Origin of the sequence: Acinetobacter lactucae (genome assembly GCF_001605885.1) — a bacterium.
GTDB classification, from domain to species: Bacteria; Pseudomonadota; Gammaproteobacteria; order Pseudomonadales; family Moraxellaceae; genus Acinetobacter; species Acinetobacter lactucae.
On the sequence record NZ_LRPE01000010.1, the window covers coordinates 93,388 to 119,418 of the forward strand.

The following is a 26,031-nucleotide window of genomic DNA, read 5'->3' on the forward strand; positions in this document are numbered from 1 at the left end:
CGAATAATATTAATACTGCGACAACAACAAGGATCACTTTATGACTCGTGACTACGAACAATTTCCAGATGACGATAACGGCAACGTACTTTGGCAAATGGCTGAAGATGGGGATGATTTAACCGAGCTGCATGAAATTGAATTTTCTATTGCTTTTCAAGATCAGAAAAATGCAGAGCAATGCGCACTCTATTTGCTTTACCAAGAACAAAAAGTTTCACTTTTCCAAGATGATTCTGTTGAGCCAAATGAATGGGTGATTACCATCTTTGTCAACATGGAACCTGAGTACTCAGATATTGTTGATTTGGAACAATGGTTTGCTAGCATCGCTGAGAAATTTCAGGGCGAATATGATGGCTGGGGCTGTATGGCTTATATCTTCGAGGAAGACGAAGAAGATGACCTGTTGCAGTAAGGTCTAAAATAAAGAGTAGGAGATAAATATGAACTTATCTCAAAAGCAAATTGCAGTACGGTTTTTAGAGCTTGCCGCAGCTGGTGAAGTTGATGAAGCCTATAGCAATTACACTGCGCCGAACTTCAAGCATCACAACCCTTATTTTGCAGGTGATGCGACTTCTTTGAAGGAAGGGATGCGTGAAAGTGCAATTGAAACGCCTAACAAAGTCTTTGATGTTCAACATGTCATTGAAGAGGGTGATTTGGTTGCTGTGCATTCAAAACTTGAAATGCAAATGAATGGTTTAACCACCTTGGCCGTGGTTCATATTTGCCGTTTTGAAAAGGGTAAAATTGCTGAGTTTTGGGATATCGGTCAAGTACAGCCCGACCCCCTCATCAATGAAAATGGTATGTTTTAATGAAAAGCCCGAGAAATAATTCGGGCTTTTTTATTTATGGATGAATTAAAATTTCCACTGTGCCGAGATTGAAGCATTAAGTGGTTCACCTGGTTGAACCCATAAATCACTATAGCTTGAAACATAGTAAGTTTTATCAAACAGGTTGTTTACGTTCAGCTGATAGCGTAAGCGGTCAGAGGGGGCATAGTAGCCATTTAAATTCACCAACGTATAACTCGGTAAGTTAAAGCCATTATCAAGATTATGTCCGCTGCGCTCACCAACATAGGTGAGGTTAGCACCCACACCAGCTTTTCTTGTGCCTTCTTGTAGAAACTCATAATTGGTGCTTACGGAGCCTTGGTGTTTTGGAACATTGCTCAGACGGGCGCCTTTTGCCAAGTCTTGGTCTTTTTCTATTTGAGCATCGGTATAACTATAGTTAGCATTGACGAACCAGCGATCATTGATCTGGCTATTTAAGTCAAACTCAATCCCTTTACTACTCACTTCACCTGCTGCGGTTTGAAAATTACTGTCGATTGGATCGGTTGTCAGTACATTCTGTTTTTTCATTTTAAACAAAGCGAGACTCAGCACACTTTGGTCGTTTATTTTATATTTGGTGCCAACTTCGTAGCTTTCACCTTTTTCAGGAGCAAAAGTCTGCCCATTTCTGTTCATTCCACTATTCATGGCAAATGAGCGGCCATAGTTGGTATAAAACGCCCATTGGTCAGAAGCTTTAAAATTTACTCCAAAACGCGGACTATTTTGGTGAAGCGTCTGGTTGCTTTCAGTCTGCGTCAGGTGATTTTTAAAGTCTTGTTCGACCTGATCAAAACGGTTGCCAAATAGCACACTCCATTGATCATTGAAAAAGATCTGGTCTTGTACATTCAGTGCAAAATAACGCTGACGCTCTTTAGTATTGGTAAAAGGGTCGAGGTTGGGTAAATATTTGCCGTATTCAGATTGGTAGATATCAATTGTGTTTGTTGAGCTTGTGCTGTGATTGCGACGAAGCTGGTTTTGCTTATAGTCGAGTTGACCAAGCTCAGTTGAAAGCAAAATTTCATGGCGAGCCCATGAGGTATCAACCTTGCCAAGTAACTCTGTCTGAGCCAGAACATCTTCACTTGTATAATCACGATAGCGACGTTGACGTTCTAAAGTACGTCCATCGGCTTGCATACGGCGAGGTTCGGTTGCAAAGCCGACCATTTGGGCGTCTTTATAACTGACAGCACTATTTAGCTTCCAGTCAGGGTTGAATTCATGACTCAGACGTAATTGGTAAAAGTAATCTTTTATTTTCAAATCACCATCGTTTGGTTCACCTGTAAAGGTTTTCGGGTCCATCACAAACTTATGATTGACGGTGCTTACACCACGGTCAAAGGTTCCTTTGTGCTCTGTAAATTCACTGTCAAAGTCGAGTTGCGTTTGGTCTGAAATTTTCCATGTGAGCTGTGGTGAAAAGAACCAGCGTTCACTGCTGACATGATCACGAAAGCTTTGATTATCTTCATGAGCCACTGCTACACGATAGGCAAGTTCATCGTTAATCGGTCCGGTGTGTTCCAGACTAATTCGATATTGTTCTTGAGTATTGGCACGTAGATTAAGTTCACTTTCGCTTTCCCACTGTGGTTTTTTACTGTTGAGGTTAAGCAAACCTCCTGTTTCTCCGCGGCCATATAAAGCCGCCATTGGCCCTTTTAAAAACTCTAAAGATTCAATATTGACGACATCTTTTGGAGCACTAATCCCTCGGTTGACACTCAAACCGTTACGGATCATAGAGGCACCTAAATTGGGGTCGGTACTAAAACCACGGAAAGAGTAATTATCCCAAAAGCCGCCACCAAAACTATTTTGATGAAAAACTCCACTCACTAAAGTTAATGCGTCATCAATCCGTTGAACGTCTTGTTGTTCCATTATTTGTTTAGAAAGATAAGCACGGTTAAAAGGGACATCTAAAACATCGTGAGTAAATTTAGTCGCCGAGCTATTTTGGCTCACATCTTCTCGGGTGCTTTCCGCCTGAACACGTATGGTCTCAAGTACCGTTGATGTTTCTTCTCCCCAAGTGAGTGTTGATATAAAAGAAAGACCCAACGAAGACAACAATCCTAATTTGTGTCGCATAAATCATCAGCCATAAAAGACAAAAGGAAATAAATGTAATAATATAACGTTACATTATTTTATTGATTACCGCTATGCCTATAGAAAAAAATATTGAACGTTTACAGTCGATTGATGCATTGCGTGGTTTGGTTATCATCATTATGTTGCTTGACCATGTAAGGGAAACTTTCTATTTACATAAACAAGTTATCGATCCAATGGACGTAACAGTAACAGAACCGGCTTTATTTGGCAGTCGATTATTGGCACATATTTGCGCTCCGGTTTTTGTACTTTTAACCGGAATTTCCGCTTTTTTATTTCAATCAAAAAAACAAGATTTACAGCAAACGCGTGCTTTTCTATTAAAACGTGGCTTATTTTTGATTGTGCTAGAACTTACGCTTGTGAATTTTGCATGGACAGCGACTTTTCCACCTGAAGTCATTTATTTACAGGTGATTTGGGCGATTGGTATTAGCATGGTGGTGCTAGCGTGCTGTGTGAGTTTACCGTTACCAGTCATTGCGGGCGCAGGGTTGGTGATTGTTTTTGGGCACAATTTATTAGATTCAGTACACTTCTCACAAGGCGTCTTACAAAATATATGGTTCGTTTTACATGATCGTGGCTGGCTTGAGTTTGCGGGCATAAAACTGCGTACAAGCTATCCCGTTTTACCTTGGATTGGTGTGATTTTACTGGGCTATGCTTTAGGTCAGTTCTTTAGCTCAAAATATACTGCAAAGCAAAGAACCCGCGCTTTACTCAGTATTGGTTTAGCAAGTATCGGATTATTTGTTTTACTGCGTTTTATCAATGTCTATGGTGACCAGCCATGGCAACATTTTGAGTCATTACAACTAACGTTAATGAGCTTTTTTAACCTCACTAAGTATCCACCATCTTTATTATTTATTTTGCTAAATGTTGGAATTGGCTTGCTAGTGCTCGTTGCTTTTGAACGTATGCAGCAATACTCGTTTTTAAAGCCATTGGTCGTATTTGGTTCGGTGCCGATGTTCTTTTATTTATTGCACTTATATGTGTTGAAACTGATGTATGTTTTCGCACTCAGTGTCTGGGGAGCTAACTATGGAAATTATTTGTCGGTGGACCATGTGTGGATGCTGTGGCTAATTACGATTGCGCTGTCTTTTGCACTTTATCCAGCGGTTAAGTGGTTCTCGAAATTTAAACATCAAAACAAGCATATTTCGATTTTAAAATATTTTTAATTTCCAAAACGTGGGTAAAGCGAGTTCAATAATGCTCGCTTTACTTGCTTACATCTAAATACAGAGTTTCTTTCACTTCTTCCATGACGACATAACTGTGTGAAGACGCCGAAGCGGGGAGCTTTTTTAATAGATCTCCCAATAAACGGCGGTATGCGCTCATTTCTTTTAAACGTGCTTTTACAAGGTAGTCAAATTCGCCTGAAATGAGGTGACATTCGAGCACTTCAGGAATCTCAACCAAGTCTCTAGCCACTTGGTCAAATACATCACCAGATTTGGCAGATAACTTAATTTCTAAAAAGACCAGTAGGTTACGGTCTACGTAAGCTGGGTTTAGACGGGCGTAATAACCCATGATAATACCATCGCGCTCAAGGCGTTTTACACGCTCTGAACAGGGGGTGGTAGACAGGTTGACTCTCGATGCCAATTCACTAATCGCAATTCGTCCTTCGCGCTGCAAAATGTCCAGAATCATGCGATCTATACGATCTAAGGGGCGCATAGATATTTCCTCTTTTTTTAAAATTCTCGCGAGAAAAACATAAATTTACCTAGATTATACCCTGAAAAACAGTGAAATAAACTATTGAAGCAGAAATATACTAGTTAAATAAACTGGTGTGCGTGAGGGAATGGAAATGCGCGTAATTGTATTAGGTAGCGGCGTTATCGGAGTGGCAAGTGCCTATTATCTAGCTCAACAAGGAGCTGAGGTCACTGTTCTCGATCGTCAGGCAGGCCCTGCTGAAGAAACAAGCTTTGGTAATGCAGGTCAAATTTCGCCAGGGTATTCGACCCCTTGGGCAGCACCAGGAATTCCTTTTAAAGCTGTGAAATGGATGTTTCAACATCATGCACCGCTTGCGATTAATTTAGATGGCAGCATGTGGCAGTTACAGTGGATGGCTCAAATGCTGAAAAACTGTAATCCACAAAGTTATGCTGTGAACAAAGAACGTATGATGCGCGTGGCTGAATACAGCCGTGATTGTTTACGTGAGTTAAGAAAAGATACAGGTATTAACTACGAAAACCGCGCTAAAGGCACGTTACAGTTATTCCGTAAAGAAGCACAAATGGAAGCGGTTCAACGCGACATTAGCGTGCTACAAGAGTGCGGCGTAAGCTACGAATTATTAAATGGCAACGAACTTGGTCGTGTAGAACCAGCGTTGGCAAATGCACAAGATAAACTGGTTGGTGGTTTACACTTGCCAAATGACGAGACAGGTGACTGTTATTTATTTACCAATGCTTTAGCTCAAATTGCCAAAGAGTTGGGTGTTAACTTCCAGTTCAACCAAAACGTAGAAAAATTGATTGTAGAAGGCGATGAAATTAAGGGCGTTCAGGTCAATGGTAAGGTCTTAACTGCTGACCGTTATGTCCTAGCGTTTGGTAGCTATTCACGTGATTTCTTGAAACCACTCGATCTACAGTTACCTGTATATCCTGTGAAAGGTTACTCGTTGACGATTCCTATTGTTGACCCTGCTTTTGCTCCACAATCTACAGTGCTTGATGAAACCTACAAAATTGCGATTACTCGTTTCGATCAACGTATTCGCGTAGGTGGAATGGCAGAGCTAAGCGGTTTCAATTTAGGTTTAAATGAAGACCGCCGTGCAACCTTGCAAATGGTGACTCAGGACTTGTTCCCGGGCGGCGATATGGCACAGGCATCTTTCTGGACTGGTCTACGTCCAATGACTCCAGATAGTACCCCAATTATTGGCGCAACTCGCTTTAAAAATCTGTTCTTGAATACAGGTCACGGTACTTTAGGTTGGACCATGGCGTGTGGTTCAGGAAAATTAATTAGTGACATCGTATTGAATCATAAGACTGATATCAGTACCGATGGTCTTTCAATTCAGCGTTATTCACACGCGCATGCTGCATAACGGGCGTTAGGAATTAATTATGCCTCGTCCTATTACCGCAGTGATCCACCGTCAAGCCTTACAAAATAACTTAGCAGTGGTACGCAAGGCTATGCCAAACAGTAAGGTCTTTGCCGTTGTAAAAGCCAATGCTTATGGACATGGAATTGAACGTGTTTATGAAGCACTTAAAGCAGCAGATGGCTTTGCTTTACTTGATCTTGATGAAGCAAAACGAATTCGTGCTCTAGGTTGGACAGGTCCAATTTTGTTGCTCGAAGGGATTTTTTCTCCTCAAGACTTATTTGATTGTGTGCAGTATCAACTCAGTTTCACTATTCATAGTGAAGCGCAAATCGAGTGGGTAGAAAAGCATCCTTATCCAGCCCAATTTGATGTTTGCCTAAAAATGAACAGTGGTATGAACCGTCTTGGTTTTAAACCACAACACTATGTTCAGGCATGGGAACGTTTGAACAATTTAGCGAACGTATCCAAGATTACCCACATGATGCATTTTTCAGATGCAGATGGCGATCGTTTTGGCCAGAAGGGCATCGATTATCAAATCACTGCATTTGAAGAAATTATTAAAGATTTACCGGGTGAAAGGTCGGTAAGTAATAGTGCGGCAATTCTGCGTTATCAAGATCAGCTCAAATCAGACTATGCACGTAGCGGCATCATGCTCTATGGCAGCTCGCCAGACTACCCGACGCATAGTATTGCGGATTGGGGCTTACAACCGACCATGAGCTTACGCAGTGAAATTATTTCTGTTCAACATTTAGAACCGAATGAAAGCGTAGGTTATGGCTCAAACTTTGTCGCAGAGCAGCCCATGACGATTGGGATTGTCGCTTGCGGCTATGCCGATGGTTATCAGCGTATTTCACCAACAGGAACGCCTGTTTTAGTGGACTCTGTTCGCACTCGCACAATTGGCCGTGTCAGCATGGATATGTTGGCAGTCGATTTAACGGGCATTGACAGTGCCAAAGTTGGCAGTGAAGTCGTGCTCTGGGGCCAATCAAGTACAGGCGTCGTTTTACCTATTGATGATGTCGCAGTTTCATCCGGTACGGTGGGCTATGAGCTGATGTGTGCCGTCACCGCCCGTGTTCAATTTATTAATCAGGTATAAGGAAATCCGAATGTCAAATTCAGATATACAAAAGATTAACACTAACGAAGTCATGAGCGCCGTGACTGTTTTTAACAAAGTGGTTTATCTGTCAGGTCAAGTACCTAAAAATATCGAGCAAGACGTGGCAGGCCAAACTCGTGAAATTCTTGCAACGATTGATGAACTTTTGGCATTAGCCAATACCGACAAATCTCGCTTGCTCTCTGCACAGCTCTATTTGAAAAATCTTTCTGACTTTTCAACTGTAAATGCCATTTGGATTGACTGGTTAAAAGGGTGTGTTGCGCCATCGCGTGCCACAATTCAGGCCGATTTGGTTAATCCAGACTGGCTCATTGAAATTGCCGTGACGGCAGCACAAAAGTAATTCGTTTTTACTCCAAAAATGATGATGTATCTAACAGAAGGAAGATAGATACGGTTTATCCAGTCATTTTTTGGTGAACAGATTCAGTGACCTATGGCATACGGTTCGATTTTCGCCATAGGTTGCTGATCTTAACAAAGGAATTCAAAAAGGAATTTTAATATGACAACGGCTCGTCATTCAGATACAGACAATTCTCCTGATCATCTGCAACGAAAACTGTCTAACCGTCATTTACAACTGATTGCTATTGGCGGTGCAATTGGAACCGGCCTATTTATGGGTTCGGGCAAAACTATCTCCCTCGCAGGTCCTTCAATCCTTTTGATCTATATGATTATTGGAGGAATGTTCTTTTTCTTAATGCGTGCAATGGGTGAGTTGCTCCTTGCAAATCTGCATTACAAATCTTTTGTTGATATGGCTCATGACCTGATCGGTCCTTGGGCTGGTTATTATTTGGGCTGGACCTATTGGTTAGGTTGGGTGCTGGTCGGTATTGCGGACCTTTCAGCAGTCATTAACTATTTGTCCTTCTGGTTGCCAGATGGTGCAAGTTTCTCACCAATACAGCAGGCCATGATTAGTGCAGGCTGTGTATTGTTTGTGATGGGGCTTAACCTACTGACTGTACGCCTATTTGGTGAAATCGAATTCTGGTTTGCACTCATTAAGATTTTGGCAATTATTGGCCTGATCGGAGTGGGTGGCTATATGATTTTCAGTCATTTCCAAGCTCCACAAGGCGCTGTTGCAAGTTTTAGTAACGTTTGGTCGCATGGTGGTTTATTCCCGAAAGGTACAGACGGCTTTTTGGCAGGATTCCAGATTGCCGTATTTGCTTTTGTCGGGGTTGAATTGGTCGGCACAACAGCTGCTGAAACCAAAGATCCCCAAAAGAACTTACCGAAAGCAATTAACGCGATTCCGGTACGTATTATTTTGTTCTATGTGTTGGCACTTTTTATTGTGATGTCAGTAACCCCCTGGGACCACATTCGTGCAGACAAGAGTCCGTTTGTTGAGTTGTTCTTAAATGCGGGTATTCCTGTTTCTGCCATCATCATGAACTTGGTGGTTCTATCTTCAGTGATGTCTTCAATGAACAGCGGCGTGTTTTCAACCAGTCGTATGCTGTTCGGTTTATCAAAAGATGGTCAGGCACCGGGAGCATTTGGTCGTTTATCAAAACGCGCAGTCCCTTCAAATGGTTTGATTTTCTCTTGTACGTTTATCATGGGCGGGGCGGTACTTCAGTACTTTGTTCCAAACACCATGGAAGCATTTACTTTGGCAAGTTCACTCTGTGTGATTCTATTCATTAGTGTCTGGAGTCTCATTATGGTGTGCTATTTGCGCTACCGTAAATTACGTCCTGAATTACATGAAAAATCAACCTTCAAAATGCCGGGTGGCGTTTGGATGAGTTATGTTGTTTTGGCATTTATGCTTTTCACTTTAGTCATCTTGGCGCTAGAACCAGATACTTTAAAGGCTTTATATGTCAGTCCAGTATGGTTGGTTATTTTAGGCGTCACATATCATGTGCTCTATAAACCACGCATGAAAAAGCTAGGACATGAACTCGTCAACGATCATTAAGTCTTATTAAAAAGCCAATCCATCATGATTGGCTTTTTTTATTTTTATTGGATTTTTTATCGGAATAATATTGTTTATTTTTGGATCAATAGAGCAATTTGGAGGGGGTGGCACAAGTACATCTAGCAGGATCACATGCTACACTTCGGCTAATCTGGAGTACCCAGATCGATTAATTAAAATTGCCGTGAAGGCAGTACATAAATAATGTCACTTAAAAAAATCAGGACAAACGATTTATCAATTAAGGAAAAAATATACTTGAACATCTTGTCCTGAGGTATAGACTCAGCAACCCACGATATACGGTTCGTTTTTCTCCCTATAGGTTGCTGATTTTAATTAAGCAAAATATAAAAAGGACTTCTAATATGACAATGGTTCATCATTCTGATGAGGCAAGCTCCCCTGATCATTTACAACGGAAATTAAATAATCGCCATCTACAAATGATTGCAATTGGCGGTGCAATTGGAACCGGCTTATTTATGGGCTCGGGCAAAACCATCTCCCTCGCAGGTCCTTCAATCCTCGTTATCTACATGATAATTGGTGGTATGTTCTTTTTTCTGATGCGTGCATTGGGTGAACTACTGCTTGCCAACTTACATTACAAATCATTTGTCGATATGGCTTATGATTTGATCGGACCATGGGCTGGCTATTATATAGGCTGGACTTATTGGTTAGGCTGGGTACTGGTCGGTATTGCTGATTTGTCTGCGGTCATTAACTATTTAAGTTTCTGGCTGCCCGAAGGCGCCAGTTTCTCACCCATGCAACAAGCCATGATTAGTTCAGGCTGTGTACTATTCATTTTAGGGCTTAACCTTCTTACCGTTAAGCTATTTGGTGAAGTTGAATTCTGGTTTGCGCTGATTAAGATTTTGGCGATTATTGGCTTGATTGGAGTGGGCGGTTACATGATCCTCACTCATTTCCAAGCTCCTCACGGTGATGTTGTGAGCATCAGTAATGTCTGGTCTCATGGCGGTATCTTTCCAAAAGGTGTAAGCGGATTTTTGGCAGGTTTTCAGATTGCCGTGTTTGCCTTCATTGGCGTTGAACTGATTGGTACTACTGCTGCTGAAACGAAAGATCCGCAAACGAATCTGCCAAAAGCGATTAATGCGATTCCGGTACGTATTATCCTGTTCTATGTGTTGGCGCTCTTTGTCGTAATGTCAGTGACACCTTGGAATCATATCCGTGCAGATAAAAGCCCGTTTGTTGAGTTGTTCTTAAATGCGGGTATTCCTGTTTCAGCCATCATTATGAACTTGGTAGTACTGTCTTCGGTGATGTCTTCAATGAACAGCGGCGTGTTTTCAACCAGTCGTATGCTGTTCGGTTTGTCGCAAGATGGTCAGGCACCAAGTGCCTTGGGACGTTTATCAAAACGTGCAGTGCCATCAAATGGTTTAATCTTCTCATGTATTTTCATTATGGGCGGGGCAGTGCTTCAGTACTTTGTTCCAAACACCATGGAAGCATTTACTCTGGCAAGTTCACTCTGTGTCATTTTATTTATTAGCGTCTGGATTTTGATCATGGCGTGCTATTTACGTTATCGTAAAACGCGTCCTGAGCTTCATGCAGCATCAACCTTTAAAATGCCGGGTGGTGTGCTAATGGCGTATGCTGTGATTGCATTCTTCTTGTTTACTTTGGTGATTTTGGCACTCGAGCCAGATACATTAAAAGCGGTATATGTGAGTCCACTATGGTTAGTGGTTTTAAGCGTAACTTATTTTGTGTTCTATAAGCCACGTATAAGAAAATTGGGTCAAGAAACTTTTGATTAATGATTCATAGTTTCAAAAAAGCCAATCATCAGTGATTGGCTTTTTTATTTGATATTTAATCAACTAACAAATGTTGGTATTTATCGGCTTGTTTGCGTAAATAATCCCAAACTAACTTAATGCATGGTTCATGTTGTAAATCAACAGAGGTCAGCATCCAAAACGTGTGGGTAAAGCGGACTTGTTCAGCTAAAACGGTTTCAAGCTCAGATTTATCCTCTGCTAGAAATTTGGGTAATATGGCTAAACCTACACCTGCACTTTCCGAGTGATTCTTTTTTCATGCGCGGGCCTACTCATTGGCATACTCGATAGTGGCTAGGTAATTGAACACTTTGTTCATAGGTGAACAGAGCTAGTGCAAAAACCTAGTTACCACAGAACTAAGTATCATCTTCCAGACGGGTAATGCCCTCATCAAGCGTTTTGCCCCCATTCACTCTACAACATCCTACCTAGATAAGTGAGTACGGGAATATTTATTAATTTAAAATAACATGTGTTGCGATAATTATTGGAAGCTGATAGATTTATCATAACAACTGTTTTTTTAAAGGATAATGTTATGCATGTTCTTGCAATAGGAGGTGCAGGCGTAATGGGGCGCGCTGCGCTGTATGCAGTACGAGATTTTCCCGAAGTTGACCAAATTACGATTGCTGATATTAACTTATCAGCAGCAAACTCAGCGGCAAAAGACATCGGTACTAAAGCCGTTCCCATGAAACTAGACATCATGGACGAGGAAGCCTTGGCTCGTGCTATAGGCACTGCCGATGTAGTGCTTAACACGTCAGGTCCTTTTTTCCGGTTTGGTCTCCATGTGCTTAAGGCGACAATTGCGGCCGGCCGTCCATATTTTGATATTTGTGACGATGCTGAGCCCACACTGGACATGCTCAAGCTCGACCATCAGGCACGTGAAAGTGGTACTGTCGCCGTAGTTGGAATTGGGGCTAGTCCAGGGATAACTAACTTGTTGGCTGTCAAGGCATATAGAGAGCTTGATTCTGTCGACCGTCTGATCACTGGCTGGAACGTCGACGGTAAGATTGCTGAGGAAGAATTTAAACAGAAAAAGGAGCAAACTCCTGCTGCTTTTGTGCATTGGCTAGAACAGTTAACTGGTAGTATTCCTGTTTTTTCGCATGGTAAGCCACAGTATCGAAAACCGCTTGAACCTGTGCTAGTGAACTATCCTGGTCTTGGGAAACGAAAACTGTATCGTGTTGGCCACCCTGAGGCGATAACACTCGGATATAACTTCACCGAACTTACCGAAGCACCAAACCTTATGGTGTTGGGTACAGAAGTACGTATTTTTTTAGAGTCTCTGGCCAAAAAAGTGGACAAGGGTGAACTAACTGTTGATGAGGCTGCTGATTGTCTTGCACAGCAACGTGTTGCTGGAATAATCAGCCTAGGAGGGTTTTTACGCATTTTTCTTGGCAAGCTACAGCGTCAGATAGATTTACCTGAGGCATTTGCCTTGGCTGAAGGGCATAAGAACGGTAAACCCTCTACTGTGGCGTGTGCAGTAATGTCTCTTCCTACTTTCGATTTGGGGGCTTGTACAGGTATACCAATGGCAGTGGCTTTGCGCCTTTATCTAGATAAAAAAATCAGTCAACCGGGTGTTCATGCTCCAGAAACCATTATTGATCCCGATGACTTTTTTAAGGCCTTTCTGCCTTATTGTCGAGTACCTTTTATACCGACTTCTATTGAAGAGTTGTTAGAGGTTCGGCGAAGCTAGAACGGAGATTGTGTCATACAAGTGAAACACAAAACAGATGCAATTTGACCTCGAAGGAGAGGAGAACAGTGAATAACTGAAGGGTGAAGGGTTATACACGTTTTTCATATGTTTCCTTTTTCATCGCGGTGTCTTCTCAATGAATTTCATGGCTTGTCCTATTTTTGCTAGGAAAAGGGCAAGCGATTCCTATACTACAGCTATCACATCAACTAAGGTTGATGCCCGACAAGCCCTAGAAAGTTTTTCTATCTACTATAAAATTTCGTCGTAAATCCATATTACTATTCAATTTTTTAAACTATTAACAATAGATAGATACCGATATTTAATTTTAAAAACAGTTGTTGTGATAATTAAAAATAAATGATAGGTTGATCAAACAATAAGCGGTTGGAAAGGCCTTATCCTAATTCTTGCCCTCAATTAAGCCAATTGCTATTCAAAAAGATCATGACGATGCAAATAATGGAGAGCGCAATGTCCAAATCACTTAATCCTAACTCAGAAGCTGCTTCAGTAGATGTCGTTATCGTTGGTGCCGGTTTTGCTGGTTTGAGCGCAGCAGAGCGACTAGTGTCCCTAGGAAAATCTGTCTTGGTTGTAGAAGGTCGTGATCGTGTCGGTGGTCGTTCCTTCTCCGGCGAAGTTGCAGGCGTCAAAGTCGACCTTGGCGCCACATGGGTATCACCAAAACACACAGCGATTAATGATCTTGCCAAGAGAATGGGATGCACCACAACCAGCCAGTTTAACGAAGGCAAAAACCTTCTGTGGATGAAAGGGTGCCGCCATACTTACAAAGGTTCAGTTCCTAAAGCCTCGCTTTTGACCATACTCGATACAGCTAGGATTTTGAAGGCCGTGGAGAAACTGATCGCCAAAATTGACGTCGATGCACCCTGGAATACCCCTGGTGCTGACCAGCTTGATTCGATTTCTTTTGGCGAGTGGCTCGACAAGAAGCATGCACTAAGTGGCACCCGAGCAATGATGGCCGTTATTAGCAAAGTTCAATGGGGCTGTAGTCCAGGGGATGTTTCTCTATTGCACGCATTACGCTATATCCGCGCAGCAGGTAGCATTGACCATATGTTGGACGTTGAAGGTGGGCAACAACAAGATCGGATAACTGAAACCACTCAAGAGATCGCCTTACGCCTTGCTTCTCACCTCGGTGACAGAGTGATTGTTGATACTCCTGTTCGACGAATCAGCCAAGATGACAATGGAGTAACGGTCTTTACAGACACTAAAGTGATTAACGCCAAATATGCCATTGTTACCACTGCCCCCGCTCATCGTGCCAATATTGAGTTTGAGCCAATGCTACCTAACAAAGCCGTAGGCTTAACAAAGTCTTGGCATATGGGTGTGCTCAGTAAGGCTTTTATCGCCTATGAAAAGCCTTTCTGGCGTGCTAATGATTTATCAGGAGAAGGGGTCACGGATACCGGAACAGTATTTATCACATTTGATGTTTCGCCTGACAACAACGGACCTGGCATTCTAATGGCCTTCTGTGATCCAAGAGTGTTTGACCGATTCAGTCCCGAGATTCGACGCAACCGAGTAATCCAGCAACTTAACGACCTATATGGTCCTGAAGCTTGTAATCCCATTGATTATGTTGATCATTGCTGGGGTGAAGAGTCATTCGCACCAGGTGGTCCCAATCCTGCGGTAGCTCCCTACGCAACAGTGACCCATGGTAGTGCTCTTATCGAACCTCATATGAGAATCTATTGGGCAGGAACGGAAACCGCTGGCGAATGGGCCGGCACTATGAATGGCGCGGTACTAACCGGCCAACGCACTGCAGAGCGAGTCGCTTCATTGATTTCTGGAACCGCTGGTTAAAAGCGAGTGAGAACTTATCAATACCGCCTCATTAGACTAATCTGGCCATATGGATATAAATATGGCCAGCTAGATCTCAAGTCTGAAGGTAGTATTCATCAGTGTTTGGACGGTTTCATCCAAGCTAGTGAAAGCTGGATAAAATTGTCCTGCCATCAACCCCGACTCATTGATGGCAATTTACAGAAAACACTCTTCAATCTGAATTTTTCTTATTGAAAATAATGACGAAATAGTTATGGAAAACACCAAAATCCTTATTTTCCTAGCCGCTGATTTTTTTACTTATACTGACTGCTGCGGTTTATGGCTGGAAGTTTTTCAAAAAGAAAAACACTCTCCTTGGGCTTGAATGCTGGGTTGTTGCAATCTCTACTATTTACGACTTCTTCCACATCCCTGATGACGATGAATAACATACAATTTTCTATATTGCAGCTCTTTCAACTTGGGCTCTGATTGTGGTGGTCTTGTACTACGCTTACTGTGCTTGAACGCTCTAAATACACAAACAGACTGTACTAATAAGGCTAATTATCAAGTGTTAAGAGCTTGTGATTCTAGAATGATTAACAACTCAGGAGAGCAGGATATTTTTTACTAAGATTTTATGGGATGGTTTGCTTGATCATGCCATCCTAAGTAGTCAGCCTATCCGCAAAAATTACTGAAAGTAACTGATCAATTAAGACGTTGGCGAGGGTTCAACAGATCAACTATTAGTTCAGCTTTCAACTTTGCTTATTCCATGCTGCTTTTTAAAAAATAGGCTTATTGTTGTTTATATGGGCTTATTAAAGTGATCACTGCATCAAGCAATGCCTGACCTTGTTTACCAGAAAAACGCTGCGGTTCTAAAGGCAGCATCAGCATCCAACCATCACTAATAGCAGAGATCTGATCAGCAAGAATCTCAGCAGGAATATCATCTCTGATTACTCCAGTCTCTTGACCTTTTTCAAGCCTAGATGCCAATACTTTTTTAAATTGGGAATAACGCTTGCGAATAATAGTGGAGAACGCTGACTCATGTCTAGCATGGGCAAAGAGCTGAAATAGCGCCGACCACAACTCAGGATTATCCGCTTTAGACCTATCAAGCCAGCCCTGAAGCATGCCAAATATATCTGTGCTATGCTCTCCAGCATCCAATAGGATATCAAATTCATCAAATAGGCACTTCGTCACCTCTACGACCATTTCTTCTTTATTCGCAAAATTATAAGTTACAGCCCCTGTTGTACAGCCAGCATGCTGAGCCACCTTTCGAATGGAGGTACCAGCATAACCTTCGCTAGCTATGACAGATATGGCTGATTTGAGTAGCTCGGCTCGTTTTGCCTCCCTATCTTCTACAGGTCTTCCTCTACGAGTCATTTTTGCAGAAGTAGAAACTTTTTTAGAACGAGACGGTGAATCCTTCATAAAATCTGGCAACTCATCATTTGACTATTATAAAAAAACAACTGTTATTATAGACTAACAGTCACTTAAAGATACGCACTATCGATTTGGCAGAAATCAAGTATCTATAGCTCAGACCACTGTAAACCGTGACAGTAATTTCTGACATACTATAAAAAGTATACATTACGTCGATACGATTTAGACAAATCAATCCTAAGCGGTGATAAACCTACACTCAGTAAGCACTATCATCTAGACCAAACTTTGCGCCTACTTGAAGAGATTTGTGTTGTGCGAGCAGCCCATTTGCTCAAATGTTTTAAAAAACTTTCTAATAGGTATTTAAATCTTTAATCAACTAACAAATGTTGGTATTTATCGGCTTGTTTGCGTAAATAATCCCAAACTAACTTAATGCGCGGTTCATGCTGTAAATCAACAAAGGTCAGCATCCAAAACGTATGGGTAAAGCGAACTTGCTGTTCTAATACTTCTTCGAGTTCAGGCTTATCATCTGCTAAAAACTTGGGCAAAATCGCAAGCCCTGCACCAGCACTCACCGCAATTTGTTGGGCCAAAATACTGCTGCTACGGAAGTTGGCATTCAACTTTAAAGGTAAACGTTCTAGACAGTACAACTCAGGGCTATACACCAGATCATCAATATAGTTCACAAAGCGATGTTGGGTTAAATCTTCTAAACCGCGAATAGGTGGGTTCTGAGCCAGATAATTTTGGCTACCATAAATTTTTAAACAATAGTCTGATAACCGCGTAATGATATATGGCCCAGAAGTGGGACGGTCAATTGACACCACAATATCTGCTTCACGGTGTGAGAGCTTAATCATTTTAGGTACAGGAATCAGGTCGATGGTGAGTAATGGATATTGAATAGAGAACTCAGCCAATAACCGAGCTAAAAATGCAGTACCAAAACCTTCCGGTGTGCCAATTCGCACACGACCTTGCAAGGGTTGATGCGGTTTCTCAATTTGTAAGAAAGCTTGTTCCATTTGCTCAACTCGAGGAACAAGTGCCATCCCTTCGAGTGTTAGCTCATAACCCGTCGCTTCACGTTTAAACAACGTTGTACCCAAAGCAAGTTCTAGTGCCTGAATCCGTCTAGCCACCGTACTGTGCTCGACACCAATAATCCGCGCAGCATTGGTTAGGGTTTTAGTCCGAGCTAAAACCAGAAAAAAATGTAGATGATCCCAATCCACTTTCATTTTTGTTGTCATCCTTGTGCATATTTGCACAACAATCGTGCATGAATTTCCGTTGGTGGTCAAAGTTTTCTTTGCTAGTCTCAATTGAAACTGGAATAAAGAAAATACGATTAAAAAGTATTTTCTAATAATTGAACACAATAAAAATATGGCCTACGGAGAGGTTATGAACACAATCCAAAAAATCGAATTGGAAACCGCTAAATTACTCATTAATGGAAATTTTATTGAATCTGAAACGCAGGAATGGCAAGACATTGTTAACCCTGCAACTCAGGAAGTGATTGGTCGTGTACCATTTGCAACGGTTAAAGAAGTTGACGCTGCTATTCAAGCTGCACAGGATGCTTTTGCTTCTTGGCGTCAAACCCCAATTCAGACACGTATGCGCATCATGCTTAAGTTACAAGACTTGATCCGTGCCAACATGAAAGAAATTGCACAAGTACTGACTGCTGAACAGGGCAAAACCTTGGCAGATGCTGAGGGTGATATTCAACGTGGTTTAGAAGTGGTTGAACATGCTTGTTCGATCGGCACCTTACAAATGGGTGAATATGTTGAAGGTGTCGCGCGTGGTGTAGACACGTATACTTTGCAACAACCTTTGGGTGTCTGTGCGGGTATTACGCCGTTTAATTTCCCTGCCATGATTCCGCTTTGGATGTTCCCAATGGCAATTGTGTGCGGCAATACGTTTGTTTTAAAACCATCAGAACAAGACCCGTTATCAACAATGATGCTGGTTGAACTTGCGATTCAAGCAGGTATTCCAGCGGGCGTACTCAACGTTGTGCATGGCGGCAAAGAAGTGGTTGATCGTTTGTGTACACATAAAGACATTAAAGCGATTTCATTTGTAGGTTCAACTGCGGTTGGCACACATGTTTATAACCTTGCAGGAGAACATGGTAAACGCGTGCAGTCGATGATGGGTGCAAAAAACCATGTTGTGGTCATGCCTGATGCCAATAAAGAGCAAACTTTAAATGCTCTAGTCGGCGCAGCGTTTGGTGCAGCAGGGCAACGTTGTATGGCATTGTCTGTTGCAGTCATGGTTGGCGACAGCAAACAGTGGATTCAAGAGTTAGTTGAAAAAGCTAAAACTTTAAAAGTAAACGCAGGCCATGAACCAAATACTGACATTGGCCCAGTCATTTCAAAACGTGCTAAAGCGCGAGTGCTTGACTTAATTAATAGCGGTGTTGAGCAAGGGGCAGAGTTGCTGCTCGATGGTCGTGATGTTCAAGTACAAAGTTATGAGTCAGGTAACTTCGTGGGTGCAACGATTTTTAGTGGCGTAAATACCGACATGCGTATTTATAAAGAAGAAATCTTTGGTCCAGTTCTTTCAATTATTTGTGTAGACACACTTGATGAAGCCATTGCGCTTATCAATGCCAATCCATTTGGTAACGGTGTAGGTCTATTTACACAAAGCGGTGCGATTGCACGTACTTTCCAAAACTTAATTGATATTGGTCAAGTCGGCATCAACATTCCAATTCCTGTGCCAGTGCCTTTCTTTAGTTTTACGGGTTCAAGAGGTTCGAAACTGGGTGATTTGGGACCATACGGCAAACAAGCTGTGCAGTTCTATACTCAGACCAAAACCATTACCAGTCGCTGGTTTGAAGATAGCCATGAAGTTGGCGGTGTAAATACAACTATTAGTTTACGTTAAGGGGATCACGGATGAATATCGCCTTTATCGGTCTAGGTAATATGGGCGGCAGAATGGCCCAAAACCTACTCAAAGCCGGAATCAAAGTTTATGGTTATGACCTCAGTGAAGTCGCGATTCAGCACTTCGCCGAGGCAGGTGGTGTGGTATGTGACAGCCCGCAGGCAGCAGCAAAACAAGCTGATGTGGTCATTAGTATGTTGCCTGCGGCAAAGCACGTTAAAGAAGTTTACTTGGGTGAAAATGGTGTATTGGAAGTGCTAAAAGCAGGTAGCTTATGCATTGATAGCAGTACCATTGACCCGCAGACTATTAAAGACATTGCCGCTGTTGCGCAAAGCAAAAATATTAAAATCTGTGATGCACCCGTCTCTGGTGGAACCATTGGTGCTCAAGCAGGAACTTTAACCTTTATGGTGGGTGCCGATGATCAAACCTTTAACGAAGTAAAACCTGTGCTTAGCCACATGGGCAAAAACATAGTTCATTGTGGTGATGTCGGTGCAGGCCAAATTGCCAAAATCTGCAATAACCTGATTTTGGGTATTTCAATGGCTGCGGTGGCCGAAGGTATGGCACTTGGTGTGAAACTCGGCATCGACCCCCAAGCATTGGCCGGCGTCATTAACACCTCAAGCGGTCGTTGCTGGAGCTCGGATGTATGTAACCCGTGGCCGCATATTAATGAAAATGCACCAGCATCTCGAGGTTACCAAGATGGCTTTGCGACTCAGCTGATGCTGAAAGATTTAGGACTCGCGGTTGAAGCCGCAGGCCAAGTTAAACAGCCAGTTGTATTGGGTGGTATGGTACAGCAGCTTTATCAGCAAATGTGTATGCGCGGTAATGCCAATCTTGATTTTTCGAGCATTATTCAGCAATACCTGCCCCAAGAGGCATAACGGTAAAGCCAAAGGATGGCTTTAAACAAATTAAACCCTGTCGTGAATAACAACAAATCCGGACTGAGGGAAAAGATATGATGGATTATCAAAATGCTGCACAGGCTTTCGATTTGGAAAGTACTGCAAAAAAAATGTTATCAGGTTCACTTGATGCCTTAAACGCTTGTTATGAATGCTGTGATCGACACGCAGATGGCGACAAAATTGCGCTGTATTGGCAAGGAAAAGACGGACGAAAAGAGCAATATACCTTCCGTGAACTAAAAGAATGGTCGAGTCAATTTGCCAACTTTTTAAAATCACAAGGTGTAAAAGCAGGCGACCGTATTTCAGGGCTATTACCAAGAACACCTGAACTGATCGTGACTATTTTTGCGGCTTGGCGAATTGGTGCAGTCTATCAACCACTATTTACTGCATTTGGCCCAAAAGCGATTGAGCACCGTATTCAGCTTGCACAAAGTAAGCTGGTGGTGACCGACATGGGCAACCGTAGCAAGCTTGATGAAATTGAAAATTGCCCTGCAATTGTGACGGTGGCCGATGCACCAGGTACTCCGCTCAAAGCAGGTGATTTTAATTTCTGGAATGAAGTGAAGCAGCAGTCCGATCAATGTGATTTGGTTATGCGTAGCATCCAAGATCCTTTCTTGCTCATGTTTACTTCAGGTACTACAGGTCCTGCTAAACCATTGGAAGTGCCTTTAAAAGCACTGATTGCCTTTGGTCGATATATGCAAGATGCCATTGGTTTAACCGAAGAAGACTCGTTTTGGAATATTGCCGATCCGGGTTGGGCTTATGGTCTGTACTATGCGATTACTGGGCCGTTATTCTTGGGTCACGCTACCTTGTTCTATGAAGGTGGTTTCAGCACAGATAGTTTATGCCAAATTGTGAAAGATTATAAAATTAACAACTTGGCAGGTGCACCAACGGCTTATCGCATGATGATGGCAGCTGACCCAGCACAAATGGCGCCGTTAAAAGGTCAGTTCCGTGTGGTGAGTAGTGCAGGCGAGCCACTCAACCCAGAAGTAATTCGCTGGTTTAAACAAGTGCTTGATGCTCCGATTTATGACCACTATGGGCAAACTGAAGTCGGCATGGTGGTGTGTAATCATCATGGTTTAAAACATGAAATTCATGCCGGTTCAGCAGGTTTCCCAAGTCCGGGCTATCGCGTTGCGATTGTCAATGAACAAGGTGAAGAACTTCCAGCCGACACCCCAGGAATTTTAGCAGTCGATATTAGCCAGTCTCCAATGATGTGGTTCGGCGGCTATAAAGAAAGCCGTAAATCACCTTTCGTTGGTCATTACTATTTAACTGGCGACACTGCCGAGCTTCATGCCGATGGCAGCATGAGCTTTGTGGGTCGTAGTGATGATGTAATCACCACATCGGGCTATCGTATTGGGCCTTTCGATGTAGAAAGTGCATTACTCGAGCATGAAGCGGTGGTTGAAGCAGCAGTGATTGGAGTGCCTGACCCAGACCGTACAGAAATCGTTAAAGCATTCGTGATTTTAGCCGCAGATTCTCAACCTTCTGAGACACTTGCTGAACAACTCAGTCAGTTTGTAAAAAAACGACTTTCTGCACATGCTTACCCACGTTTAGTTGAATTTGTGAGTGAATTACCTAAAACTCCAAGTGGCAAAATTCAGCGCTTTTTATTGCGTAATCAAGAAATTGCTAAACAACAAGCTAAAGCAGGGTAAAGGAAATAATAATGCAATTTACCGAAGAACAATTACTTATTCGTGATATGGCGAAAAGTTTCGCCCAAGAACAAATCAAACCCAATGCCAGTGATTGGGACCGAGACGGAACATTCCCGAAAGACACCTTGGCTCAAATGGGTCAACTCGGTTTTATGGGTATGCTTGTGTCAGAGCAATGGGGTGGTTCTGACACGGGTAACTTAGCCTATGTACTGGCGCTTGAAGAAGTTGCCGCAGCCGATGGTGCAACCTCGACCATCATGAGCGTACACAACTCGGTTGGCTGTGTACCTATTTTAAAATTTGGTACCGATGAGCAAAAAGAGCGCTTTTTAAAGCCTTTGGCACAAGGTGAAATGATCGGTGCTTTTGCTTTAACTGAACCACATACTGGCTCAGATGCGGGAGCTATTAAAACCCGTGCAGTAAAAGATGGCGATGACTACATTTTAAATGGTGCCAAGCAATTTATTACCTCTGGTGATAATGCCGGTGTCATTATTGTATTTGCAGTGACCGATCCAAGTGCAGGCAAAAAGGGTATTAGCGCATTTTTAGTCCCACGCGAGACACTGGGTTATGAAGTGATTCGTGTTGAAGAAAAACTGGGTCTGCATGCTTCAGATACGTGTCAGATTGCTCTGACAGATGTACGCATCCATAAAAGTCTCATGCTAGGTAAAGAAGGCGAAGGCTTGAAAATCGCACTTGCCAATTTAGAAGGTGGACGTATTGGTATTGCTGCACAAGCAGTTGGTTTAGCACGTGCGGCGCTCGAAGAAGCAACCCGTTATGCCAAAGAGCGTATTACTTTTGGAAAACCAATTTTTGAGCATCAAACCATCGCGTTTCGCCTTGCTAGTATGGCAACTGAAATTGAAGCAGCGAGACAACTGGTTCACTACGCTGCGCGTTTAAAAGAAGCAGGTCAACCGTGTTTGAATGAAGCTTCAATGGCCAAGCTATTTGCTTCAGAAATGACTGAGCGAGTGTGCTCGAGCGCGCTACAAGTGTTTGGTGGCTATGGCTACCTGAGAGACTTCCCAATTGAGCGTATCTATCGTGATGCCCGTATTTGCCAAATTTACGAAGGCACCAGTGATATTCAACGTTTAGTCATCGCACGTAGTCTATAAAATCAGAACAAGGAATAAATAATGCAGTGGCAAAGTATTTTATTAGAAAAGCGTAATGGGGTTGGACTGATTACATTAAATCGCCCTCAAGCGCTCAATGCTTTAAACAGCGAATTAATTAGTGAAATTAATCAGGCATTAGATCAGCTCGAAAAAGACCGCGAAATTGGTTGTATGGTATTGGCAGGTTCGGAAAAAGCTTTTGCCGCAGGTGCAGACATTAAAGAAATGGCTGATTTAGCATTTCCTGATATTTACTTTGATGATTTTTTTCATCTTGCAGACCGTATCGCACAGCGCCGTAAACCTCTAATTGCTGCTGTCAGTGGCTATGCGTTAGGTGGCGGCTGTGAATTGGCACTCATGTGTGACTTTATCTATTGTGCTGATAACGCCAAGTTTGGTTTGCCTGAAGTGACTTTAGGCGTGATCCCGGGTATTGGTGGCACACAACGCTTAACTCATGCAATTGGTAAAGCCAAAGCAATGGAAATGTGTTTTACCGCTCGTCAAATGGGTGCTGTAGAAGCAGAGCAAAGTGGTTTGGTTGCACGTGTGTTTACTAAAGAAGAATTACTTGAACAAACTTTGCAAGCTGCAGAAAAAATTGCAGCACGATCTTTAACTGCAAACATGATGCTTAAAGAAACGATTAACCGAGCTTTTGAGGTGAATCTCACCGAAGGCCTACGTTTTGAAAGACGTATGTTCCATTCAATATTTGCAACATCTGACCAAAAAGAAGGAATGCAGGCTTTTGTTGAAAAACGAAAGGCGAATTTTAAAAATCAATAAGAGATCAATAAAATGAATACAGAAAATCACTTAATGATTGAGCAACAAGGTAAGTTGGGCGTGATTACCTTAGACCGTGTGACTCATCTCAATGCACTGTCGCTAGATATGATTAAAAGTATTGGTGCCCAATTAGAACTTTGGCGAAATGATGCGGATGTTCAGGCAATCTTAATCAAATCAAATAGCCCAAAAGCCTTTTGTGCAGGTGGAGATATTCGCTATCTCTACGACAGCTATAAAAATGGCACAGCCGATTATAAAGGCTACTTTAGCGCCGAATATAAAATGCTAAATACACTGCGTGAATATACAAAGCCAATCATCGTTGTACTTGATGGCTATGTCTTAGGTGGTGGTTTTGGTTTGGCTCAGGCGTGTCACATTGTGGTGAGCAGTGAAAAATCCAGATTTGCCATGCCTGAAACAGCGATTGGTTTTTTCCCAGACGTCGGGGCAACTCATTTCTTGTCTCGCCTTGATGATATTGGTGTTTATATGGCAATTACGGGAGAGCAGATTAGCAGTAGCGATGCGCTCTACCTTGATTTAATTGACTACCATGTGCCAAGCGAGCAGTTACAAGCTTTACAGGATGCTCTTGTTGAAGCACCAAGTTTAAGCAAAGAGGGAATTGAACACATCATTACCCGATTTATTACTCGCCCTGCTGAAAGTGAATTAAAACAATTGGCGGAAGGTATTCGTAAACACTTCGGATATCAGCATTTAGATGAAATCGAGCAAAGTCTTGAAAATGAACAAGATGAAAGCTTAAAGACTTGGGCAAGCAAGATGCTTAGCATTTTGCAGCAGCGCTCATTTATTGCTAAACAAACCAGTTTAAAACTGCAACATTTGGGTCGAGGACTTTCTTTACCACAGTGTATGCAGCTTGAACGTGATTTACAGGATATCTGGTTTGAGCATGGTGACTTTATTGAGGGTGTTCGTGCTCTCATTGTCGATAAAGACAAACAACCACAGTGGCAAGGACGTAATTCGAAATTTGAGCCAATTTTAGAAAAATTGAGCTAAGCCGTATTACGTAATCCTAAAAAGCTTAAGGAGATAAAGCGAGACCTGAAAATGCTTATGGTCAGGGTTGGTCATAAGCATAAAAAAGATAAAACAAGAAAATCTAAAAAGGACATTACGATGCAATCAATACATGGAAACGGTTCAAATACTAAAAAGTCGTCACATCGATTAGCAGGCATCTCTAGCATGGTCGGCACTACCATTGAGTGGTATGACTTTTTTATTTACGGTGCGGCAGCAGCGCTCATTTTTAATAAGCTATTTTTCCCAAATCTGGATGCACTTACCGGCGTACTTGCTGCATTTGCAACTTACGCCGTCGGGTTTATTGGAAGACCGTTAGGCGGCTTAGTCTTTGGTCACTTTGGTGACAAGATTGGCCGTAAATCGATGTTGCTGCTGACCTTGATGCTCATGGGCATCCCAACTGTACTGATTGGCTTATTACCGACTTACGAATCAATTGGTTATTGGGCTGCGATTGGTTTGGTTGTCTTGCGATTCATTCAAGGTATGGCAATGGGTGGTGAATGGGGTGGTGCCGTACTGATGGCCGTTGAACATGCACCCGAAGGCGGTAAAGGGTTCTGGGGAAGCCTGCCTCAAGCTAGTACAGGTGGTGGTTTAATGCTAGCCTCAATCGCGTTGGGTCTGGTGTCGTTATTACCTGAAGAAGCACTGTTTAGTTGGGGTTGGCGTTTACCATTTCTTGCTAGCATTATTTTACTGGCAGTGGGTTGGTATATTCGTGTGAAAGTGCCTGAGTCACCAGATTTTGAAAAAGTAAAACAGCAGTCTGAAGAAGTCAAAGTTCCTGCTTTACAGGTTTTTAAAAACCATCCAAAGCAACTCATCACCATTATTTTGGCTCGCGCAGCCGAGAACGCATGGTTCTATATTGCCTCAACATTTACATTAGCTTATACCACTGCACAACTTGGAATCCCACGCCAAGACATTTTATTTGCCACCATTTGCGGTGCAGCCGTCATTTTATTTATGACGCCGTTATGTGGACATTTGTCGGATAAAGTCGGCCAACGCAATATGTTTATGTTTGGCCTATGCATACTGGCACTTTACTGCTACCCATTTTTTACCATGCTCAATACAAAAGATCCGGTCTTAGTTTGGACAGCAATTGTTTTGGCTATTGGTGTTGTATTCCCAATTATGTATGCACCGCAAGCTCAGCTTTTTGCACGTCAATTTCCTGCGGAAATTCGCTATAGTGGAATTTCAATTTCGGTACAGTTGGCTGGCGTATTAGGTGGTGGTTTGGCACCGATGATTGCTACTAAACTGTTGAGTGTGGGGCAGGGCAATCCATATCTAATTATGCTTTATATTGGAAGTATGGCTGTAGTCGCAATTATATCGACGTCATTTATGCCGCGCGATTGGAGTGCTAAAACGGATGAGGCTTATCATAAGAAAGAGGAATTAAATTTGAAAACCAAAATTACTGAGCAGTCTTAATATTAAGTTTGAATTTTCA

General features: G+C 42.4%; 21 protein-coding genes and 1 pseudogene. 17 read left to right on the top strand and 5 right to left on the bottom strand.

Annotation, left to right across the window (positions count from 1 at the left end):
* Positions 1 to 40: 40 nt before the first annotated feature.
* Positions 41 to 418: a ribonuclease E inhibitor RraB gene (locus AWW73_RS05080; RefSeq protein WP_062848963.1), complete on the top strand. Its 378-nt coding sequence runs from the start codon at positions 41 to 43 to the stop codon at positions 416 to 418.
* A 28-nt stretch (positions 419 to 446) separates the two neighbouring features.
* Entirely contained in the window at positions 447 to 824 is a 378-nt protein-coding gene (locus tag AWW73_RS05085; protein WP_057067789.1) for a nuclear transport factor 2 family protein, read from the top strand.
* Positions 825 to 869: 45 nt separating this feature from the next.
* Here AWW73_RS05085 and AWW73_RS05090 read toward each other — a convergent pair whose 3' ends face one another.
* On the bottom strand, positions 870 to 2,960 hold the full coding sequence (locus AWW73_RS05090) for a TonB-dependent receptor (protein ID WP_062848964.1): 2,091 nt from the start codon (positions 2,958 to 2,960) through the stop codon (positions 870 to 872).
* A 74-nt stretch (positions 2,961 to 3,034) separates the two neighbouring features.
* On the opposite strand from AWW73_RS05090, the gene AWW73_RS05095 reads away from it, so the two are divergent.
* A complete protein-coding gene (locus tag AWW73_RS05095; RefSeq protein ID WP_062848965.1) occupies positions 3,035 to 4,180 on the top strand; it encodes an acetyltransferase domain-containing protein in 1,146 nt (381 codons plus the stop codon).
* A 40-nt stretch (positions 4,181 to 4,220) separates the two neighbouring features.
* Here AWW73_RS05095 and AWW73_RS05100 read toward each other — a convergent pair whose 3' ends face one another.
* Positions 4,221 to 4,688, bottom strand: coding sequence for an Lrp/AsnC ligand binding domain-containing protein (locus AWW73_RS05100; protein ID WP_001247568.1), 468 nt, complete (start codon positions 4,686 to 4,688; stop codon positions 4,221 to 4,223).
* Positions 4,689 to 4,824: 136 nt separating this feature from the next.
* Between AWW73_RS05100 and AWW73_RS05105 the strand changes: the two genes are divergently transcribed.
* The 5 genes from AWW73_RS05105 (at position 4,825) to AWW73_RS05125 (ending at position 10,990) form a co-directional block, all read left to right on the top strand.
* Positions 4,825 to 6,090: a D-amino acid dehydrogenase gene (locus AWW73_RS05105; protein WP_031947066.1), complete on the top strand. Its 1,266-nt coding sequence runs from the start codon at positions 4,825 to 4,827 to the stop codon at positions 6,088 to 6,090.
* Positions 6,091 to 6,109: 19 nt separating this feature from the next.
* A complete protein-coding gene (alr, locus tag AWW73_RS05110) occupies positions 6,110 to 7,213 on the top strand; it encodes an alanine racemase (RefSeq protein WP_062848966.1) in 1,104 nt (367 codons plus the stop codon).
* Between the two features lie 10 nt (positions 7,214 to 7,223).
* Positions 7,224 to 7,583, top strand: coding sequence for a RidA family protein (locus tag AWW73_RS05115; RefSeq protein ID WP_062848967.1), 360 nt, complete (start codon positions 7,224 to 7,226; stop codon positions 7,581 to 7,583).
* A 162-nt stretch (positions 7,584 to 7,745) separates the two neighbouring features.
* Positions 7,746 to 9,185, top strand: coding sequence for an amino acid permease (locus tag AWW73_RS05120; RefSeq protein ID WP_062848968.1), 1,440 nt, complete (start codon positions 7,746 to 7,748; stop codon positions 9,183 to 9,185).
* A gap of 371 nt (positions 9,186 to 9,556) precedes the next feature.
* Positions 9,557 to 10,990: an amino acid permease gene (locus AWW73_RS05125; RefSeq protein ID WP_062848969.1), complete on the top strand. Its 1,434-nt coding sequence runs from the start codon at positions 9,557 to 9,559 to the stop codon at positions 10,988 to 10,990.
* Between the two features lie 55 nt (positions 10,991 to 11,045).
* Here the strand turns inward: AWW73_RS05125 and AWW73_RS18400 are convergent.
* Positions 11,046 to 11,252: pseudogene (locus AWW73_RS18400) on the bottom strand (LysR family transcriptional regulator); the annotation flags it as partial.
* A gap of 303 nt (positions 11,253 to 11,555) precedes the next feature.
* Here AWW73_RS18400 and AWW73_RS05130 point away from each other — a divergent pair.
* Complete coding sequence (locus AWW73_RS05130) at positions 11,556 to 12,746, top strand: saccharopine dehydrogenase family protein (protein WP_050589392.1); 1,191 nt, start codon at positions 11,556 to 11,558, stop codon at positions 12,744 to 12,746.
* 480 nt (positions 12,747 to 13,226) lie between these two features.
* Positions 13,227 to 14,606 carry a flavin monoamine oxidase family protein gene (locus tag AWW73_RS05135; RefSeq protein WP_062848970.1) on the top strand — a complete coding sequence of 460 codons (1,380 nt, stop codon included), beginning with the start codon at positions 13,227 to 13,229 and terminating at the stop codon, positions 14,604 to 14,606.
* Positions 14,607 to 15,377: 771 nt separating this feature from the next.
* Here AWW73_RS05135 and AWW73_RS05140 read toward each other — a convergent pair.
* Together AWW73_RS05140 and AWW73_RS05145 are read right to left on the bottom strand one after the other, a co-directional pair.
* Complete coding sequence (locus AWW73_RS05140; RefSeq protein WP_062848971.1) at positions 15,378 to 16,031, bottom strand: TetR/AcrR family transcriptional regulator; 654 nt, start codon at positions 16,029 to 16,031, stop codon at positions 15,378 to 15,380.
* A 332-nt stretch (positions 16,032 to 16,363) separates the two neighbouring features.
* Positions 16,364 to 17,245 (bottom strand): LysR family transcriptional regulator, encoded by an 882-nt coding sequence (locus AWW73_RS05145; RefSeq protein ID WP_016142532.1) that lies wholly within the window; start codon positions 17,243 to 17,245, stop codon positions 16,364 to 16,366.
* A 166-nt stretch (positions 17,246 to 17,411) separates the two neighbouring features.
* On the opposite strand from AWW73_RS05145, the gene AWW73_RS05150 reads away from it, so the two are divergent.
* From AWW73_RS05150 to AWW73_RS05180, 7 genes are all read left to right on the top strand, one after another.
* Positions 17,412 to 18,929, top strand: a complete 1,518-nt coding sequence (locus AWW73_RS05150; RefSeq protein WP_062848972.1) for a CoA-acylating methylmalonate-semialdehyde dehydrogenase — start codon at positions 17,412 to 17,414, stop codon at positions 18,927 to 18,929.
* An 11-nt stretch (positions 18,930 to 18,940) separates the two neighbouring features.
* Positions 18,941 to 19,831, top strand: coding sequence for a 3-hydroxyisobutyrate dehydrogenase (gene mmsB / locus AWW73_RS05155; RefSeq protein WP_016144015.1), 891 nt, complete (start codon positions 18,941 to 18,943; stop codon positions 19,829 to 19,831).
* A 77-nt stretch (positions 19,832 to 19,908) separates the two neighbouring features.
* A complete protein-coding gene (locus AWW73_RS05160; RefSeq protein WP_062848973.1) occupies positions 19,909 to 21,558 on the top strand; it encodes an AMP-binding protein in 1,650 nt (549 codons plus the stop codon).
* Positions 21,559 to 21,569: 11 nt separating this feature from the next.
* Positions 21,570 to 22,697, top strand: coding sequence for an acyl-CoA dehydrogenase family protein (locus tag AWW73_RS05165; RefSeq protein ID WP_016144017.1), 1,128 nt, complete (start codon positions 21,570 to 21,572; stop codon positions 22,695 to 22,697).
* Positions 22,698 to 22,718: 21 nt separating this feature from the next.
* The gene (locus AWW73_RS05170) at positions 22,719 to 23,492 is read left to right on the top strand and encodes an enoyl-CoA hydratase (protein ID WP_062848974.1); all 774 of its coding nucleotides are present in this window, start codon (positions 22,719 to 22,721) and stop codon (positions 23,490 to 23,492) included.
* 12 nt (positions 23,493 to 23,504) lie between these two features.
* Positions 23,505 to 24,530 carry an enoyl-CoA hydratase/isomerase family protein gene (locus AWW73_RS05175; RefSeq protein WP_061874751.1) on the top strand — a complete coding sequence of 342 codons (1,026 nt, stop codon included), beginning with the start codon at positions 23,505 to 23,507 and terminating at the stop codon, positions 24,528 to 24,530.
* A gap of 120 nt (positions 24,531 to 24,650) precedes the next feature.
* Positions 24,651 to 26,012 carry an MFS transporter gene (locus AWW73_RS05180; protein WP_062848975.1) on the top strand — a complete coding sequence of 454 codons (1,362 nt, stop codon included), beginning with the start codon at positions 24,651 to 24,653 and terminating at the stop codon, positions 26,010 to 26,012.
* The last annotated feature ends 19 nt before the right edge of the window (positions 26,013 to 26,031 follow it).

What these genes read in the sequence shown, in the direction of transcription:
- AWW73_RS05080 (WP_062848963.1), top strand. Translation starts at nt 41, where the DNA reads ATGACTCGTGACTACGAACAATTTCCAGATGACGATAACGGCAACGTA.
- AWW73_RS05085 (WP_057067789.1), top strand. Translation starts at nt 447, where the DNA reads ATGAACTTATCTCAAAAGCAAATTGCAGTACGGTTTTTAGAGCTTGCC.
- AWW73_RS05090 (WP_062848964.1), bottom strand. Translation starts at nt 2,960, where the DNA reads ATGCGACACAAATTAGGATTGTTGTCTTCGTTGGGTCTTTCTTTTATA.
- AWW73_RS05095 (WP_062848965.1), top strand. Translation starts at nt 3,035, where the DNA reads ATGCCTATAGAAAAAAATATTGAACGTTTACAGTCGATTGATGCATTG.
- AWW73_RS05100 (WP_001247568.1), bottom strand. Translation starts at nt 4,688, where the DNA reads ATGCGCCCCTTAGATCGTATAGATCGCATGATTCTGGACATTTTGCAG.
- AWW73_RS05105 (WP_031947066.1), top strand. Translation starts at nt 4,825, where the DNA reads ATGCGCGTAATTGTATTAGGTAGCGGCGTTATCGGAGTGGCAAGTGCC.
- alr (WP_062848966.1), top strand. Translation starts at nt 6,110, where the DNA reads ATGCCTCGTCCTATTACCGCAGTGATCCACCGTCAAGCCTTACAAAAT.
- AWW73_RS05115 (WP_062848967.1), top strand. Translation starts at nt 7,224, where the DNA reads ATGTCAAATTCAGATATACAAAAGATTAACACTAACGAAGTCATGAGC.
- AWW73_RS05120 (WP_062848968.1), top strand. Translation starts at nt 7,746, where the DNA reads ATGACAACGGCTCGTCATTCAGATACAGACAATTCTCCTGATCATCTG.
- AWW73_RS05125 (WP_062848969.1), top strand. Translation starts at nt 9,557, where the DNA reads ATGACAATGGTTCATCATTCTGATGAGGCAAGCTCCCCTGATCATTTA.
- AWW73_RS05130 (WP_050589392.1), top strand. Translation starts at nt 11,556, where the DNA reads ATGCATGTTCTTGCAATAGGAGGTGCAGGCGTAATGGGGCGCGCTGCG.
- AWW73_RS05135 (WP_062848970.1), top strand. Translation starts at nt 13,227, where the DNA reads ATGTCCAAATCACTTAATCCTAACTCAGAAGCTGCTTCAGTAGATGTC.
- AWW73_RS05140 (WP_062848971.1), bottom strand. Translation starts at nt 16,031, where the DNA reads ATGAAGGATTCACCGTCTCGTTCTAAAAAAGTTTCTACTTCTGCAAAA.
- AWW73_RS05145 (WP_016142532.1), bottom strand. Translation starts at nt 17,245, where the DNA reads ATGAAAGTGGATTGGGATCATCTACATTTTTTTCTGGTTTTAGCTCGG.
- AWW73_RS05150 (WP_062848972.1), top strand. Translation starts at nt 17,412, where the DNA reads ATGAACACAATCCAAAAAATCGAATTGGAAACCGCTAAATTACTCATT.
- mmsB (WP_016144015.1), top strand. Translation starts at nt 18,941, where the DNA reads ATGAATATCGCCTTTATCGGTCTAGGTAATATGGGCGGCAGAATGGCC.
- AWW73_RS05160 (WP_062848973.1), top strand. Translation starts at nt 19,909, where the DNA reads ATGATGGATTATCAAAATGCTGCACAGGCTTTCGATTTGGAAAGTACT.
- AWW73_RS05165 (WP_016144017.1), top strand. Translation starts at nt 21,570, where the DNA reads ATGCAATTTACCGAAGAACAATTACTTATTCGTGATATGGCGAAAAGT.
- AWW73_RS05170 (WP_062848974.1), top strand. Translation starts at nt 22,719, where the DNA reads ATGCAGTGGCAAAGTATTTTATTAGAAAAGCGTAATGGGGTTGGACTG.
- AWW73_RS05175 (WP_061874751.1), top strand. Translation starts at nt 23,505, where the DNA reads ATGAATACAGAAAATCACTTAATGATTGAGCAACAAGGTAAGTTGGGC.
- AWW73_RS05180 (WP_062848975.1), top strand. Translation starts at nt 24,651, where the DNA reads ATGCAATCAATACATGGAAACGGTTCAAATACTAAAAAGTCGTCACAT.